This is a genomic window from Acinetobacter genomosp. 33YU, assembly GCF_001990725.1.
GTDB lineage: Bacteria > Pseudomonadota > Gammaproteobacteria > Pseudomonadales > Moraxellaceae > Acinetobacter > Acinetobacter seifertii.
Genome location: NZ_LFZQ01000011.1, coordinates 364,100 through 379,602, shown reverse-complemented (window position 1 = coordinate 379,602; position 15,503 = coordinate 364,100). Strand labels below are relative to the sequence as shown.

At 39.8% G+C, this 15,503-nt stretch carries 17 protein-coding genes; 5 read left to right on the top strand and 12 right to left on the bottom strand.

Going from position 1 to position 15,503, the window contains the following annotated elements; genetic code table 11:
- Positions 1–130: 130 nt before the first annotated feature.
- From epsC to AC056_RS15365, 3 genes are all read right to left on the bottom strand, one after another.
- Complete coding sequence (epsC, locus tag AC056_RS15375; RefSeq protein WP_077164106.1) at positions 131–1,072, bottom strand: serine O-acetyltransferase EpsC; 942 nt, start codon at positions 1,070–1,072, stop codon at positions 131–133.
- A gap of 18 nt (positions 1,073–1,090) precedes the next feature.
- Positions 1,091–1,600, bottom strand: coding sequence for a rhodanese-like domain-containing protein (locus AC056_RS15370; RefSeq protein ID WP_077164105.1), 510 nt, complete (start codon positions 1,598–1,600; stop codon positions 1,091–1,093).
- A 238-nt stretch (positions 1,601–1,838) separates the two neighbouring features.
- Positions 1,839–2,576 carry an SDR family oxidoreductase gene (locus AC056_RS15365; RefSeq protein ID WP_077164104.1) on the bottom strand — a complete coding sequence of 246 codons (738 nt, stop codon included), beginning with the start codon at positions 2,574–2,576 and terminating at the stop codon, positions 1,839–1,841.
- Positions 2,577–2,701: 125 nt separating this feature from the next.
- Between AC056_RS15365 and AC056_RS15360 the strand changes: the two genes are divergently transcribed.
- Complete coding sequence (locus tag AC056_RS15360; RefSeq protein ID WP_077164103.1) at positions 2,702–3,622, top strand: LysR family transcriptional regulator; 921 nt, start codon at positions 2,702–2,704, stop codon at positions 3,620–3,622.
- Positions 3,623–3,659: 37 nt separating this feature from the next.
- On the opposite strand, the gene yghU is transcribed toward AC056_RS15360, so the two are convergent.
- The 3 genes from yghU to AC056_RS15345 all read right to left on the bottom strand — a co-directional run bounded on the left by yghU (position 3,660) and on the right by AC056_RS15345 (position 6,206).
- Positions 3,660–4,520, bottom strand: coding sequence for a glutathione-dependent disulfide-bond oxidoreductase (yghU, locus tag AC056_RS15355; RefSeq protein ID WP_077164102.1), 861 nt, complete (start codon positions 4,518–4,520; stop codon positions 3,660–3,662).
- A gap of 33 nt (positions 4,521–4,553) precedes the next feature.
- The gene (gene yfcF, locus AC056_RS15350) at positions 4,554–5,180 is read right to left on the bottom strand and encodes a glutathione transferase (protein ID WP_077164101.1); all 627 of its coding nucleotides are present in this window, start codon (positions 5,178–5,180) and stop codon (positions 4,554–4,556) included.
- Positions 5,181–5,300: 120 nt separating this feature from the next.
- Positions 5,301–6,206 (bottom strand): LysR family transcriptional regulator, encoded by a 906-nt coding sequence (locus AC056_RS15345; protein WP_077164100.1) that lies wholly within the window; start codon positions 6,204–6,206, stop codon positions 5,301–5,303.
- A 110-nt stretch (positions 6,207–6,316) separates the two neighbouring features.
- Here AC056_RS15345 and AC056_RS15340 point away from each other — a divergent pair, with 110 nt between their 5' ends.
- Both AC056_RS15340 and AC056_RS15335 read left to right on the top strand, forming a co-directional pair.
- Positions 6,317–6,748, top strand: coding sequence for a CidA/LrgA family protein (locus tag AC056_RS15340; RefSeq protein ID WP_213033504.1), 432 nt, complete (start codon positions 6,317–6,319; stop codon positions 6,746–6,748).
- A gap of 12 nt (positions 6,749–6,760) precedes the next feature.
- The gene (locus tag AC056_RS15335) at positions 6,761–7,450 is read left to right on the top strand and encodes an LrgB family protein (protein ID WP_077164099.1); all 690 of its coding nucleotides are present in this window, start codon (positions 6,761–6,763) and stop codon (positions 7,448–7,450) included.
- A 7-nt stretch (positions 7,451–7,457) separates the two neighbouring features.
- Here the strand turns inward: AC056_RS15335 and AC056_RS15330 are convergent, their stop codons facing one another.
- The gene (locus tag AC056_RS15330) at positions 7,458–8,948 is read right to left on the bottom strand and encodes a PLP-dependent aminotransferase family protein (protein ID WP_077164098.1); all 1,491 of its coding nucleotides are present in this window, start codon (positions 8,946–8,948) and stop codon (positions 7,458–7,460) included.
- A 114-nt stretch (positions 8,949–9,062) separates the two neighbouring features.
- Between AC056_RS15330 and AC056_RS15325 the strand changes: the two genes are divergently transcribed.
- Together AC056_RS15325 and AC056_RS15320 are read left to right on the top strand one after the other, a co-directional pair.
- Positions 9,063–9,698, top strand: coding sequence for an FMN-binding negative transcriptional regulator (locus AC056_RS15325; RefSeq protein ID WP_077164097.1), 636 nt, complete (start codon positions 9,063–9,065; stop codon positions 9,696–9,698).
- Between the two features lie 42 nt (positions 9,699–9,740).
- Positions 9,741–10,334: a GNAT family N-acetyltransferase gene (locus tag AC056_RS15320; protein ID WP_077164096.1), complete on the top strand. Its 594-nt coding sequence runs from the start codon at positions 9,741–9,743 to the stop codon at positions 10,332–10,334.
- A gap of 3 nt (positions 10,335–10,337) precedes the next feature.
- Here the strand turns inward: AC056_RS15320 and AC056_RS15315 are convergent, their stop codons facing one another.
- From AC056_RS15315 to AC056_RS15295, 5 genes are all read right to left on the bottom strand, one after another.
- A complete protein-coding gene (locus AC056_RS15315; RefSeq protein WP_077164095.1) occupies positions 10,338–11,330 on the bottom strand; it encodes an AraC family transcriptional regulator in 993 nt (330 codons plus the stop codon).
- A gap of 39 nt (positions 11,331–11,369) precedes the next feature.
- Positions 11,370–12,200 (bottom strand): oxidoreductase, encoded by an 831-nt coding sequence (locus tag AC056_RS15310; RefSeq protein WP_077164094.1) that lies wholly within the window; start codon positions 12,198–12,200, stop codon positions 11,370–11,372.
- Between the two features lie 160 nt (positions 12,201–12,360).
- The gene (locus AC056_RS15305) at positions 12,361–13,548 is read right to left on the bottom strand and encodes an MFS transporter (protein WP_077164093.1); all 1,188 of its coding nucleotides are present in this window, start codon (positions 13,546–13,548) and stop codon (positions 12,361–12,363) included.
- A 297-nt stretch (positions 13,549–13,845) separates the two neighbouring features.
- Positions 13,846–15,264 carry a PLP-dependent aminotransferase family protein gene (locus AC056_RS15300; RefSeq protein ID WP_077164092.1) on the bottom strand — a complete coding sequence of 473 codons (1,419 nt, stop codon included), beginning with the start codon at positions 15,262–15,264 and terminating at the stop codon, positions 13,846–13,848.
- Positions 15,265–15,357: 93 nt separating this feature from the next.
- Positions 15,358–15,492, bottom strand: a complete 135-nt coding sequence (locus tag AC056_RS15295; RefSeq protein ID WP_023274259.1) for a hypothetical protein — start codon at positions 15,490–15,492, stop codon at positions 15,358–15,360.
- Positions 15,493–15,503 lie beyond the last annotated feature (11 nt).

Below are 15,503 nucleotides of genomic sequence, written 5' to 3'. Positions count from 1 at the left end.
ATACTGAGCTTATTAATGAGTTATCTATTTTCTAAATAAAAATATATTTAAACTAGAAATAAGCATTTTATTAATCTGCACGTTTTTTGTTTATTTATCTCCTTATCTATTTATTTCACATCTATAGTGTTTAACCGGCAATATGATTTTTTTGATAAGACTCATTAGGAGACTGTAAAATCTGACTACCTGCTGCAACACTATGCGTAAGCCAGACATTTCCCCCAATTATGGACCCTCGACCAATCGTAATACGGCCTAAAATAGTCGCGCCTGCATAGACCACAACGTCATCTTCAACAATTGGATGGCGTGTATAATCTTTTTTCAAAGCACCATCATCATTGGTTTCAAAGCGTTTTGCTCCAAGAGTTACTGCCTGATAAATACGGACACGCTCTCCAATCACACAAGTTTCACCAATCACCACACCAGTACCATGATCGATGAAGAATCCTTTACCGATTTTTGCACCCGGATGAATATCAATACCTGTTGCAGAATGCGCCAACTCAGAAATAATGCGAGACAATAAAGGCACTTGGGCATAGAGCTGATGGGCAATTCGGTGATAAATAATCGCAAATATGCCCGGATAGCAGAGCAGTACTTCATCTACACTATGTGCTGCCGGATCACCTTCATAAGCCGCTCGCACATCACCATCTAAAAGGCGCCGTATAGAAGGCAAGGTGTTGGCAAAATCCTGCACAATATTTTGAGCAAGTTCTTGTGGCTGCTGGTCTATGCTTGAATGACCCAAATGACGTTTTGCTTCATAGTTCAAAGCCAGTTGTACTTGAGCATGTAAGGCTGTCAGTACCCGATTTAAAGTATAGGCAATATAAGAATCTTCAGTTTCTTGACGTAAGTCGGCAGGGCCTAAACGCATTGGAAATAAAATTCCGCACAGGTCATCTAAAATAGCTTTTAAAGCTTCTTTAGATGGAAGTTCACGGCCCCCAAATTCTTTGGTCCTGTGTTGCTGCTGACGCCAGTCATGCCTTGCTTGTTGTAAACCTTGTACAACAGCATTAATGTTCCATTGAGTCACAAGCTTTCCTTGATTCACTGAAAATTGATTAAAATATTAGTCTTGTTGCCAAGGAAGTTGATGGATGCGCCAGCCATTTTTCTGGTTACGTTGTTGCTTATCATCTAAGTCGCCTTCGAAGCCTTCAAGAACGTTATAAATATGCTCAAAACCAGCATTAAATGCGGCCTCGGCAGCTTGTGCTGAGCGGTTGCCACTACGACATAACAAAAGAATGGTTTTGTCTTTACCAACTTTTGATTCGAGTTCTTTTAAAAAGCGTGGATTACGGTTAAACGATGTGCCAGTTGCCCAAGCGACATGAACACTTTCAGGGACATAACCCACAAATTTACGTTCTTCATTGGTACGCACATCAACTAAAACAGCTTCTCCTTGTTGTACGAGCTGCCATGCGTCAACAGGAGATAAACTGCCACTAAAATTTAGTTCGTGTTCTTGTGCGTATTGCTGTGCTTGAGAAAGAATTTCTTGGGCTGAAAAAGATGTATTTGAACCATTTGAGATAAAGCTTTGAGGGGCTTCTGTATTTAATTTAGCATTCATTGAATATATCCTTATCTTCGATTCAGATTGTTATTGTTCAATTTACGCGTTTTTAAATATAAGCAAAAATAAGGAATATCTATTTATATATATTATTTTGATAAATAAGAATGGGGGATATTTTTATAAAAAAGTATTAATTAAGCTTATATAGTTTTTTAATTGAAATTCATGGAATAATCATTTTAATAGTTAAGAAAACCGTGTGAATTAAAAATAATCCACACGGTTTTAAAAATTAAGCAAATCCACCATTTACTCGAACGACTTGTGAATTTATCCAACGTCCATCTGGGCCAGCTAGCATGGCAACTACACTGGCAATTTCTTCAGGTGTTCCGATTCTTTCCAAGGGAGCGAGTTTTGCAATTGCTGCCACTTGCTCATCAGTTTTTCCATTATAAAAAAGGTCAGTTCCTGTCGGGCCGGGCGCAACTGCGTTTACAGTAATATTTCGGCCGCGTAACTCATTTGCTAACACATGGACCAAACCTTCTACACCTGCTTTTGAAGCAATATAAGGACCATAGGCCGGAAAAGATTTGGCAATTACACTGGTTGAAAGCGTAATAATCCGACCACCATCTGGCACCGTTTCGGCTGCATGCGCCAAAATTAAAAAAGCGCCACGTAAATTGGTATGAATTACTTTATCGAAATCTGGCAGACCTTCAGGTGTAATTTTTGCCATAGGCATAATGCCGGCACTATGAACTACCACATCTAATTGACCGTTAATGGCTTTAGCTTCTTGAAATAAACGACTCACTTCATGTTCATTTGCAACATCCGCTTGAATAGCTGAGGCTTGACCACCTTTCTCAATAATATGATCTACAGTGGCTTGGGCATGAACCTTATTGCCTGCATAGTTAACAATCACATAAAAACCATCTTGAGCTAAGCGTTCAGCAATAGCACGACCAATACCACGTGATGCGCCAGTAACCAGAGCTCTCTTTTTTGAAATATTCATTTTTAGATTGCCTGTTTGAGTAGGTATGGCTTATTTTAATAATATAGAAATATGGGATAAATCTTGATAACTGGATAAGATAATTCCATATTTATTAATAATAGACAAGGTTAAAAGCGAGCACCATGGATAAATTTGATACCTTGCAACTTTTTACCCGCATTGTAGAGCTGGGTAGTTTTAGTCAGGCAGCCGATCAGCTAAATATCCCACGCGCTACAGCAAGTAATGCCATCAAAGAGTTAGAGAATAATTTGCAGTGTCGTTTGCTAGAACGGACGACTCGGCATGTAAGACCATCACTAGATGGACAAGCATTTTATGAGCGTTGCACACAAATATTATCGGAACTCGATGATGCCGAATCATCTTTACGTAATGTAATTGCACAGCCCCGAGGTTTACTACGTGTCGATTTATCAGGCGCACATGCGACTAAAATTGTTTTACCCAATATCGATCAATTTCACGAGTTGTATCCCGACATTGAACTGGTAATTAGTACAGGCGATCGTTTAGTTGATCTGATTAGGGAAGGGATAGATTGTGTGGTGAGAGCGGGGCGTTTGGATGATTCCACTTTAATTGCTAGACATTTGGTTGATATGCCACAAGTCATTTGTGCAAGTCCTGACTATTTAAATAAACATGGAATGCCAGAGCAACCAGAAGAGTTGTTATCACATTATTGTGTCAATTTCTTTTCGACATCAGGCGGGCGGAATTATCCATTTGAATTGATAGTGAATGGCAAAAAACAAGATTATTTTTTGAAAAGCTGGATCGCGGTAAATGATGCTGAAAACTATGTATTATCTGCCTTACAAGGGGCTGGCTTAATTCAAGTACCGCGCTACCATGTGGCAAATGAATTAAAAAATGGGCGACTGGTTCAGGTTTTATCTGAGTGGGAAATCCCGAAGATGTCAGTTTCTGCACTATATCCGCAGCATCGGCAGCTCTCGCCACGCGTACGCGTTTTTGTCGCTTGGCTGAATGAGTTATATACGAGTTATTTTGCCAACTTTGAATACCCGCAAAAATGAAATATCTTGCGGGTAAGTCAAAAACTGAATGATATTTTTAAGACTGGTTCTGCAATTTATCTTGAGTCTTAGTCTCAAAATCACTCGCATCATGGCGTTCATGCAATTGAGTAGCTAAATCACCAAAAGTACGATTGACCATACGCCCGCGTTGAACCGCAGGGCGCGCTAAAATCGCATCTGCCCAACGTTGAACATTTTTATATTGATCGACACCTAAAAACTCCGCGCCGTTATACACCCAGTTTTTAACAAGACCACCATACCAAGGGAATGCCGCAATATCAGCAATCGAATATTCAGAACCAGCCAAATATTCGTTTTTTGCCAGATGCTGATCTAAAACATCAAGTAAGCGTTTTGTTTCCATTGCAAAGCGGTTAATCGCATATTCAATTTTAACAGGGGCATAAGCATAAAAATGCCCAAAACCACCACCTAAGTAAGGTGCACTGCCCATTTGCCAGAATAACCAATTGAGGCATTCAGTACGTGCAGCAATATCAGTCGGAATAAACGCTTTAAATTTTTCAGCCAAGTAAAGCAAAATTGAGCCAGACTCAAACACTCTTAATGGCGGGTTTTGGCTATGGTCAACCAATGCCGGAATTTTAGAGTTTGGATTAATGTCTACAAAGCCACTGCCAAATTGCTGTCCTTCTCCGATTTTAATCAGCCAAGCATCATATTCAGCATCTTTATGTCCTAACGCTAAAAGCTCTTCAAGCAAAATAGTGACTTTTTGACCATTAGGCGTTGCTAAAGAGTAGAGCTGGAGCGGATGTTTACCGACAGGAAGTTCATGTTCGTAACGCGCACCCGAAGTAGGTTGGTTTAAATCGGTTTTTTCTCCAGTCCATTGCCAAACTTGTGGAGGAATATAGTTTGAATCACTCATTTTTTATCTCATGTTTGGTGTAAATATAAGGATTTATTTATGTCGCAAGGCAAGCCATTTTTGTACAGACGGACGTTGCCATTGCAGTAATGCATAGGTTTTTAAACGCTGTGGTACGGTATCACCATTTTGAATAAGGCGTTGCAACATCAGGGCAAGTTCAGCATCCACAATGCTCCATGAACCAAAAAGAAATTCCGCATCAGACGCAAGAAGTTTTTCTGCAACAAAGAAAAGTTTCTCGGCTGCTTTTTTGCCTTCTTCTGAAAGTGGAGTGGACTTGGGCTGAATAAAAATGACATCGGTTGGACGTTCTGTTCTTAGTGCCACTAAGTCCGATCGAAGCCATGCTTGAATTTGACGTGCTCTTGCACGTGCTTGAATATCTTTTGGATAAATAGCTGTGTCTGGATAGAGCTCTTCGAGATATTCCAAAATGGCAGAAGATTCTGATAAGGCAAAATCGTTATGCTCAAGTACAGGCACTTTGGCAGTTAATGACTTTTCTACATAAGATTTTTCAAACTGTCCTTGCTGGCTTAAGTTGATGGTCGCTATTTCAAATGGAATTTGTTTTTCATGTAGCCCTACAAAAACAGTAAATGCATAGGGGCTTAGAAATTGTGAATCTGTATATAGCTTAAAATGCTCGTTATTCATTGTTATTGTCCATGTCATAAAACAATCGGATCTAGTCTAAGTGAGCTAAGCCAAGATTGGGTAGCTTTTTTGTGGAAAAGCTTTATTGGTTTTTGAATTAAGCCATTTTAATATTCAACGTTAAGGCTTAACGTGCTGGAAATGCTCACGAACAATGTTCAGCCACGCTTGTACCGCTGGTGAGACAGGAAGATTTTTTTTCCAAGCCATGACTAAGTGCCACTGAATATTTGGTTTTTCAAGTGGTACTGCTGCAAATAAAGTAGGGTCAAGCATGTCGGTATAATATTGAGGGAGAAGCGCAATCCCCATACGTTGTAACACCATGTCTGCCAAGAGATGCCATTGGCTGGTACGGCAAGCAATGGTTGGGTAGAAACCATGCTGCTTACAGGCATCGAGAATAATACTGTTTAAAGAGAAATTTTCTGGAAACATTAAAAATGATTGGTGTTGTAGCTCTTCTAGATTTATTTTTTTACGGGTTGCCCAAGTCGCATCCCGACGTAAAAGAACCATTAAAGGGTAGTTACACAGCTCAATGCTATTAAAGATTTGCTCATCAAAAGGCTGCAATAAAACGCCAACGTCTAGTTCATTGTTAAGCAAAGCTTGCTCAATACCACGTGAACCCACTTCCATAAAAGCCAATTCAATATCTGGCAATTGCTGGTGATAATCAAACAGTACTGTTGTTAAGAGCTGCGAGCCTAAAGGCGGAACGCCAAGTTTTAAAGTTCCTGTTTTTAATTGTTGGTAGTTTTCAATTTCAAGAAAGATGTTCTGTTCTGCCTGAAGAAGCTCGATCGCATGTTGATAAATACGTTCTCCAATTTCAGTCAACTCGATTTGTCTTTTACGGCCGTGATCGGGTTTAACCAACAGCTGTACCTGAAGCTGCTCTTCAAGCTGCTGTAATATTTTACTAATAGTCGGTTGAGTCAGATACAACTCTTCAGCAGTACGGGTAAAACTTTTAGTTTTGACCAGTGTAACGAAGCACTGTAATGATTTTAGTGAAAGCATAATAAAGAATAAATTATTCCATTTTAGAATAATATTAACATGAATAATTCATATTTAGCAGCTTTAACCAAGATAGCATAATGGTGTAGTTAACCATCTAATTTCGCAAAATGAGTACTGAATCTGCTTCTGGAACACCCACACAACCTTCACTATTCGTGTTAGTTAAACAAATTTTGATTCTGGCTGGATTTTGGTGGGTCGGATATCTCTTACATCAAAAACTTGGCGTACCTGTCTCGGCAGGTATTTTAGGTATGTTTTTATTGCTTTTATGCCTGTTCTTTAAAATTATCAAAATGGATCAGGTGGCAATGGGAGCAACTGTGGTTTTAGGTGAGCTATTACTGTTTTTTGTACCTGTTGTGGTCGCCGTAGTTCAGTATAAAACTTTGTTTATGACCGAAGGCTGGCAAATTGTTTTGAGCATTGCGGTTGGGACCATTTCGGTCATGCTCAGTACCTGCCTGACGATTCACTATTACAATCGTTTGAAAGTTTATTTACAGGCTCGAAAACGTCTTCAGCATAAGCATATCTAAAGAGCAAATGACATGAATATTTGGTCAATTCTTTGTCTGATCTGGACTTTGGCAGCCTATGTTGTGGCAAAGCGAATCTATCAGAAAAATCCAAAACTTTGGTTATCACCCGCGATTAGCGTGCCTGTACTCACCATCACTTTGATGACGATTTTTGGAATTTCATATCAAACATATGCTGAAGATACACAGTGGATTGTTAATTTATTAGGACCAGCAACGGTTGCGTTTGCTGTACCGATTTATCGTTATCGGGAAACGATTCGTAAAAACCTTGGAGTCCTTTCGATTGCGATTATTGTGGGGATGAGTGTAGGTGTGATGTCTGCCTATGAAATGGCACAGTGGTTTCACTTTAGCCCTGAAGTCACCAACAGTTTGATGGCCCGTTCTATTTCAACACCATTTGCCATGATTTTAGCGGAAGATATTCACGGTTCGGCAGCATTGGTTTCACTATTTACGGTCATTACTGGTTTGGTCGGTATGATTTGCGGCGATGCAATTTTAGCGATTACTAAAATCCGTTCTAATGTGGCAAATGGGGCAGCCTTCGGCAATGCAGCGCATGGTTTTGGTACAGTTAGAGCACAGCAACGCAATAGCGAAGAAGGTGTAATTGCCAGTTTAACCATGGTTATTGCCGGTATTTTAATGGTACTGATTGGGCCATTTGCGATTCATCTATGGTTGCTCTTGTAGATCTTGTCTAAGTCGGATTGTCATGTTGTTGAATAATCTTTGTTAGTTTTTTGATGGCTTGTTTCATTAGCTCTGGCTCAAAATCGCCTAAGCCAACAATTAACCCTGGACGTTGTTGCTTTTTTGAAAATGTTGGTGAAATTGCTTTGATGGCAATGCCTGCATCGAGTGCTGAGCTTGCAACGTCGATGTCATTAATATGATGAGCAAGCCATAACACCATATGCATGCCTTGATCGCCCGGCTGTAACCACGCCAGTTCTTGAGGTATGTATTTTTCAATCAAACCAATAATGTATTCTCGAACTTCTGCATAGACATTTCGAGTCCGTCGAATATGCCGCTCTAAATAACCTTCTTGAATAAAAGCAGCCAAAACGTGCTGGTCAGCAGCAGGTGGGTGCCTATCAATTAATACTCTAAGTCCACAAAAAGGAGCCACCAATTCTTGAGGCAATACTGCATAGCCAAGTCTAAGCGATGGAAATAAGACTTTGCTGAAAGTGCCTAGATAAATGACTTGGTCGGGTGCCATGCCTTGCAAAGATGGGAAGGGCTGACCGTTATAACGGAGTTCACTGTCATAGTCATCTTCAATTATCCATGCATTTTGCTGTTTTGCCCAAGTCAATAAAGCCGTACGTCTTGCTAGACTCATCGGCATGCCAAGCGGATATTGGTGAGACGGTGTCACAAAAGCAGCACGTGCATGTTTAGAAAGCTTAATTCCGGTTTCAACCTGAATACCTTCTTCATCAACAGGAACACGTACCATACGAATGTTTTGTACAGCATGCTCAAAAATGGCTGTTGTACCCCGATAAGCTGGATCTTCAATCCAAACTTCATCTTTTGCTTCAAATAAAATCTGGCTACAAATATAAAGTGACTGTTGAATACCGGGTGTAATCACAATTTGTTCAGGTTCGCAGTGGACAGAGCGGGATCGACGTACATAGTCTGCTATAGCAATTCTTAGTGATAATACCCCTTGAGGTTCACCATAACCCGAAGGAGCACCTGCACCTCGAGATCTAAATTTATTACCGAACTTACGCCAGATATCACTTGGTTGAGTACGGGCAATGGGAACAGACACTGCAAAAGGGGCATGAGGAAGAGGTTTAAACTCTTTAAGCACTTGAGCATAGGAGAGTGCCGACTTCGTCAAAGGGATTGAGTTAGGTGTGGTCTCTTTTTGAGAATGTTGCAGCACAGTTTTTTTAGTTAAAGCATGAGACACATAGGTGCCCGTTCGTGCTTGAGAGTCAAAAACACCTTCAGCTAAAAGCTGATCGTAAGCTTCGATAATCGTTCCGCGTGCGACCCCAAGTGTTTGAGCCAGTTCTCGTGAAGAAGGCAACGGATCGCCAGACTGTAAATCACCACTTTGTACAGCTTCACGCAAAGCTTGGGTCAGTTGAGCACTTATCTTTCCTTGGCTTTTATTAATCTTTGCAATCGACGGAAGTTCAACAACTTTTGCCATTCTTGCCATAATTCTGGTCTACTTAAAAAAATACAAAGTGGTTCTTTTTAATAAACCACATAAACCAGAAAATTTACAACACAAAATATAAATAACCCTGAGATTTACAGTGAGGTTTGAGCCATGTATATCCCCGATGATTATGCAGAAAACCGTTTGGACGTATTGCATTCTCTTATTACAGAATATCCGTTTGGTGTGCTTTTTACGCATGGAAGTAATGGCTTAGATGCAAATCATCTTCCATTTGAATTACAGGCAAGCGAAGGGGAATTGGGTGTACTACGTGCGCATGTGTCTAGAGTTAATCCAGTCTGGCAGGACATTAAAAATGGAGATGAGGTACTCATCGTGTTTCAAGCAGGCGATGCTTATATTTCACCAAACTGGTACCCATCCAAACATGAAGAGCACAGACAAGTGCCGACATGGAACTATAGGGTTGTACATGCTTATGGCAAAGTAACCATTCGAGATGATGAACGATATGTCCGTGGTGTTGTGGCTCGTTTAACCCGTACTCATGAAGCATCTCAATCTGAACCATGGAAAATGTCCGATGCACCAAAGGACTATCTTGAACCGATGTTAAAAGCCATTGTAGGGATTGAGATTGAAATTACCAAGCTGAGAGGCAAATCAAAACTTGGGCAAAACAAAGAACGTCGAGACATTTTGGGCGCGGCAGATGGCCTATCGAAAGCTGGTCATCAAACTATAGCGGACGCTATGTATAGTGTGGCTGAGTTAAATAAATAATTTTGAAAATATAAAACTTTAATATCAATTGAGGAGACAAAGATGTCTTTTACTACATCTGTTGAGTTGGTAGGTGAGCACGTTATTTTAAAGCCCTTAGACTTAACTCAAGCTGAATCACTGGCAGAGGCTGTTTGCGATGGGGAACTCTATAATCTTTGGTATACCCGTGTGCCAAGACCTGAACAAATGACTGCTGAAATTGAAAGACGTCTTGGTTTACAAAAATCCGGCTCTATGCTGCCATTTTATATTGAAGATCGAAAAACGGGGCGGGCGTTGGGCATGACAACTTTAATGCATATTGAAGAAGCCCATCGGCGTGTAGAAATTGGTTCGACGTGGTACCGCAAGTCTGCACAGCGCTCACCTGTAAATACTGAGTGCAAAAAGCTATTGCTGGCCCACGCATTTGAGACTTTAAACTGTATTGCAGTCGAGTTACGCACATCTTCTTTAAATGTTCAAAGTCAAACTGCAATTCTGCGTTTGGGTGCAAAGTTAGACGGTGTACTCAGAAGCCATCAAATTGTAAAAGATGATATTTTACGGGACACTCACGTTTACAGTATTTTGAAACATGAGTGGCCTGCGGTTCGCCAAAATCTGGAATGGATGTTGAACAAACCGCGTTAGGAATTAATGCAGAAGTCTATATTCTTGCGGAGTATTACCCGTCCAGTTTTTAAATGCTCTGCTAAAAGAATTGTGCTCTTGAAAGCCCAATAGAAATGAAATTTCACCCGTGCTCATTGATGATTTTTCTAAATAATGTTGGGCAAGAGATTGACGTGTTGTATCCAAAAGCGTTTTAAAATTAGTTTGCTCTTCTAAAAGTAGCCGTTGTAGCGTACGTTTGCTCATCGCGAGTCGTTGAGCAACATCTTCTATTGTACATAGTCCAGCAGGTAGGTTTTCTAAGAGTATAGCTTTAACTTTTTCGCTAACTGTTGCATCTTCATCAAGCTGTATAAGACTACGTTGCAAGTTTGGCTCGAAAAAAGACCACATGGTCGGGTTGGCTGTTAAAAAAGGACGTTCAGCATCTTGGCGTGAAAAGACAATTGAAATGTGTTCACTTTTTTGTGGAAGTACGCCAAAAAATGTTTTGTACTCTGCTAGATTATTAGGTAAATCGGGCAGTGTAACTTTCAAAGGTATAACCTGATGTCTTGTACATATTCTTGCTAATTGAGCAAAAAAGACCAGTTCTGACATGGCAAGACTTTGCGGTGTTGGTGTAGATACATTATAAAATTTGAGTTCTAGCGTTGTTGTGTCGTTATCAATTGCTACTTGTAACTGCATTGGCCCAACCAGTCTTTTAAATTCAGATAGACGCTGTATTGCAATATTAAAGTTAGGACTACAAATACAAGCAAAAATCGCTGGGTCAAAAAGCTCAACTGTAATCATTTGACCGATTTTTAAAGGTAAGTCATTTATTCCAGCAAGTTGTTCAATTGCGTGCCAAAAATTGAAATATTGAACGGGCGTAAGGCTTGCATCTTTACGGTTGGACAAATCAAGCGGTAGAGATGCCAAACGTAATGCATCTTCAAGATTTATGCCTAGGTCATTCAGTAATAACTTCCAGTTGGTATTTAGGGCAAAATTTGAAGCATATTTCATTTGAGCATCTCAACATTAAACTTATATGGGTCACTTCATTTATTTAATAACTGACATCACCATACGATCAAACACACGGTCGCCAAACCATTTACGTACAAATATCATCAGTTTGGCATATTTGCCACCCACATAACGTGTTTTAGGTGAGGATGCATGAACAGCTTTCATCAGCATATCGACGACAACTTGCACGTCTGAAAGTTTACCTTTTTCTACTGTAGTTTTTGTTGAGTTAGCAACTGCGGCTGCCATATGGCTATACGCACTTTGCCCTGAACGTTCCAGCATAGGTTGGATCATTACATCTGCAAATTCAGTTGCGATAGCACCCGGTTCAATGACAACAACATCAATATTAAATGATTTTAACTCTAAACGTAGACAGTCAGACCAGCCTTCAACTGCATGTTTACTCGCATGATACCAACTACCAAGTGGGGTATAAATTTTCCCACCCATTGATGAAATATTGATAATTCGACCCTGCATTTTTTTACGCATACTAGGCAGAACCTTTTGGGTTAAATAGGCCATACCAAACAGATTCACTTCAAATTGATAGCGTGCATCGGCAAGGGTGGTATCTTCCATAGCACCATACATGCCAAAGCCTGCGCAGTTAACTAAAATATCAACGCCATGGGTTTCTTTTTCAATAGTTTTCACAACTTGGTCGATATCATCCTGATTGGTAATATCCATTTTTAATGTATGAGCACCAAGGGCTTTTAGTTCTTGCATAGCATCAACGCGACGAGCAACGGCATAAACAGTTGCGCCTTCTTTGAGTAATGCTTTGGTAAATGCTTTTCCCATACCAGATGATGCGCCTGTGATGAGAACGATTTTTTCTTTAACTGTGTTCATATTCTGTCTCTCAACTAAAGTTTTAAGGAACTCGCTTTTCGATAGAGACATCATAGGAATTTGAACGATATTTATCCAAATCGAATGGCGACAATGTTTAATCAAAGTACGCCAAATTTTTAAAATATTATTTTCTGGAAATAAGAGCAGATACACAAAGTTAAATTAAAGTTTCTTGCCGTCTTTTGCTTAACCATAGTAATGAGCATGCTGCAATTACTAGCCACGGTATTAAAGCAATATTCATTGCTTCCCAGCCAAATAAATCAAGTAAAGCACCAGCGCTAAAAGAGCAGATTAAACCGACAACAAAAACAGTCATGTCGTTAATGGCTTGGGCCTTGGCTTTTTCAGCCACGGAATAGGTTCCTGTGAGTAAAGAAGTACTGCCAATAAATAAAAAGTTCCATCCCACACCTAATAAAATGAGTGAGATTGCAAACGATGCGAACTGAATACCGGAGAGAGCAAATCCGATATAGCAGGCAAATAATAAAAGACCTGCAAACATGATTTTAAGCACACCAAATCGGGCGATTAAATGTCCAGTAAAGAATGAAGGTAGGAACATACCAAGCACATGAAGCTGAATGACAGTTGTAATCGTGCCTAGTTCATGGTGTGAATGTCGCATGGCAATTGGTGTTGCGGTCATACCTAAAATCATGATGCCGTAGCCTGTGACTGCACCAAACAGAGCAACTAGATAGGTAGGCTGAAAGACAATCTGTTGCCATGGGCGACCAGCAGTAAAGTCAGACTTTTGCTCAACTGTATCAGTAATATGTAGGCTAGATAAAATGCCCATTGCCACAAGTGAAATGATACTAATAATTAAAAATGAACCGATATATTCTAAATGTTGAAATAATGGGCCACCAAAGCGTGCCAAAGTCGGACCGATCAGTGCGGCAACAATTCCACCTGCCATAACCCAAGAAATGGCACGTGAACGGAACGCATCATCTGCTACTTCACTGGCAGCAAAACGATAAAACTGGGCAAAGGATTGGTAGGCTCCGACACATAACGTGCCTAAGGCTAAGAGAGTAAGTGAACTATAAAAGATACCAATGGCGGCAATAATACCGCCAATTACACCTAAAAAAGCGCCGAAAAGAAAACCCTTACGCCGTCCCACATATGCCATCAACATTGATGCAGGGAACATCATTAAGGCTGTACCCAAAAACATAGATGCGATGGGTAAAGTTGCAAGTATCGGTGTATTAGAAATATTTGCCCCAGCCAAACTACCAATCGTCATGACCATGATCGATACGGTTTGGTAAAGTGACTGAGAACTCGCCAAAATAAGAACTTGGCGATGCATCGTATTTTGAAGCATTAGAACCTTTAATTATATGTGTTAATCGATGAGTCTGGATGCTGCGTTTTTAAATAGGAAGAAAGTATCAACAGCTCAGCTTGAAAATGTTGAGGCGTTTTTGGCGGTAGAGATAACAATATTTCTTTGACATAAACTATTTTTTATCAAGTAATTGCAGCTGAATTATCAGACTTAATATTCTATCATCTGATAGTTTGATACAAAACAGTCGAAGCCCCAATTTTCCTAAATAAGTCCATTTACATAGGGGATGTTGTCTTTATTCTCTCGATTTCATTAAGGCGTCGTACCTTCTTATAAACCTGCTTCAACTCTTTGTTGAATGGTTTTGATAACCTGATCTAATGCGCTTTGAATTTTAGTGTTCCATTCAAAAGAACAGTTAATTCTCAAATAATGCTGCTGTGCAGGTAAAACACTAAAGAGAGGGCTTGGTGCAACGCCAATGTCTTGCTGAATCAACTCTTCATAAACTTGCATACTGTCTAGCGTACTAGGAAGTTTGACCCATAGAAAATAACCACTTGGGTAGTAATACACTTCACAAGAGCTTGGTAAATGTTGCTTTAAATAGTGATAAAACTGCTTTTTATAACGTTCAAGTGAAAGTCTAAGTGTACGCAAGTGTTTTTCATAATGATGATGAGACAAAAATTCAACCAATGCATTTTGAATAAGTGCATTGACTGAAATGGTACTCATGAGCTGCAAATGTTGAATATGGTCTGAAAACTTACCCGCATAAACCCAACCAACCCGAAAACCTGCACCTAATGTTTTAGAAAAAGACGAGCAGTGCAGTACCAGATTTTGTTGGTCAAAATACTTCATTGAAAGTGGTTTTTGACCGCCATAAAAAAGCTCTTCATAGACATCATCTTCAATTAAGTAAATTTGGTGTTCATGAAGCAACTTGGCAATTTTATATTTAATGTCATCACTAACAGTAAAACCAATCGGGTTGTGGCTATTTAACATGAGCCAACACATCTTGATTGGATATGTTTGAATGACTTGTTCAAAAGCTTCTAGGTCAAAACCATATTGAGGATGTTCGGGAATGGTAATGACTTTAAGCCCTAAACGCTCTGCGGCTTGCCAAGCGCCGTAAAATACGGTTTGTTGCAATAGAATGTAGTCGCCCGGTTTAGCAACTGCTTGTAATGAAAGATTAAGTGCATCTAACCCTCCTGATGTAATAACAATGTCATCTGGGTCTGTTTGTATGCCTTGCATACAGTAGCGTTGAGCAATCATTTTTCTTAAGGCTAAATTACCGGGAGGTAGACTTGCTGTTTGATCATAGCTTTGTCTTTGACGCGCAAGTTGCCCCATAATTTGAATAAGTTTGGGGGCAGCTAAAAGCTGACTGTCTGGAAAAGCTGACCCAAAAGGCACAACAGACTCATGTTGAATTGACTTAAGATATTTAAAAACTAAGGAATTAATTTCAATTTTAGAATTCAGTGAAACGACCGAATATTGTTCCAGTGGTTTAAGTACAATTTGCTCCGCAACAAAATATCCCGATTTTTCTTTTGAATAGATTAAACCTTGTGATTCAAGTTCTTGGTAAGCATTCATGACCGTCATTAAGCTAAAACCAGAGCGTTGTACCTGATCTCTTAATGAAGGTAATTTTTCATGTGCATTTAAAGTACCGCTCTCAATGAGTTGGCGAATGCTATGGGCGAGTTGTTCTGATTTATACATGTATGAGCTGCACGAAATAAAAAAAGATGCACTGAATCAATAATAAATGCCGTTTGCAGAATCTACAAACGGCATTTGTTTAGAACGATAGATTTACTTTAAGTAAGGGGCTGCATAAATCAATATCACTTTAAACAATCCCGCAATCACAGCTAGGGCAAAAAAACCTCCAAGCCATAGCAGAATAAACCATTGGGTTTGGTTGAGTTTAACGGATGACTTTTTCATAAAACCCTCCA

What these genes read in the sequence shown, in the direction of transcription:
- AC056_RS15370 (WP_077164105.1), bottom strand. Translation starts at nt 1,600, where the DNA reads ATGAATGCTAAATTAAATACAGAAGCCCCTCAAAGCTTTATCTCAAAT.
- AC056_RS15365 (WP_077164104.1), bottom strand. Translation starts at nt 2,576, where the DNA reads ATGAATATTTCAAAAAAGAGAGCTCTGGTTACTGGCGCATCACGTGGT.
- AC056_RS15360 (WP_077164103.1), top strand. Translation starts at nt 2,702, where the DNA reads ATGGATAAATTTGATACCTTGCAACTTTTTACCCGCATTGTAGAGCTG.
- yghU (WP_077164102.1), bottom strand. Translation starts at nt 4,520, where the DNA reads ATGAGTGATTCAAACTATATTCCTCCACAAGTTTGGCAATGGACTGGA.
- yfcF (WP_077164101.1), bottom strand. Translation starts at nt 5,180, where the DNA reads ATGAATAACGAGCATTTTAAGCTATATACAGATTCACAATTTCTAAGC.
- AC056_RS15345 (WP_077164100.1), bottom strand. Translation starts at nt 6,206, where the DNA reads ATGCTTTCACTAAAATCATTACAGTGCTTCGTTACACTGGTCAAAACT.
- AC056_RS15340 (WP_213033504.1), top strand. Translation starts at nt 6,317, where the DNA reads ATGAGTACTGAATCTGCTTCTGGAACACCCACACAACCTTCACTATTC.
- AC056_RS15335 (WP_077164099.1), top strand. Translation starts at nt 6,761, where the DNA reads ATGAATATTTGGTCAATTCTTTGTCTGATCTGGACTTTGGCAGCCTAT.
- AC056_RS15330 (WP_077164098.1), bottom strand. Translation starts at nt 8,948, where the DNA reads ATGGCAAGAATGGCAAAAGTTGTTGAACTTCCGTCGATTGCAAAGATT.
- AC056_RS15325 (WP_077164097.1), top strand. Translation starts at nt 9,063, where the DNA reads ATGTATATCCCCGATGATTATGCAGAAAACCGTTTGGACGTATTGCAT.
- AC056_RS15320 (WP_077164096.1), top strand. Translation starts at nt 9,741, where the DNA reads ATGTCTTTTACTACATCTGTTGAGTTGGTAGGTGAGCACGTTATTTTA.
- AC056_RS15315 (WP_077164095.1), bottom strand. Translation starts at nt 11,330, where the DNA reads ATGAAATATGCTTCAAATTTTGCCCTAAATACCAACTGGAAGTTATTA.
- AC056_RS15310 (WP_077164094.1), bottom strand. Translation starts at nt 12,200, where the DNA reads ATGAACACAGTTAAAGAAAAAATCGTTCTCATCACAGGCGCATCATCT.
- AC056_RS15305 (WP_077164093.1), bottom strand. Translation starts at nt 13,548, where the DNA reads ATGCTTCAAAATACGATGCATCGCCAAGTTCTTATTTTGGCGAGTTCT.
- AC056_RS15300 (WP_077164092.1), bottom strand. Translation starts at nt 15,264, where the DNA reads ATGTATAAATCAGAACAACTCGCCCATAGCATTCGCCAACTCATTGAG.
- AC056_RS15295 (WP_023274259.1), bottom strand. Translation starts at nt 15,492, where the DNA reads ATGAAAAAGTCATCCGTTAAACTCAACCAAACCCAATGGTTTATTCTG.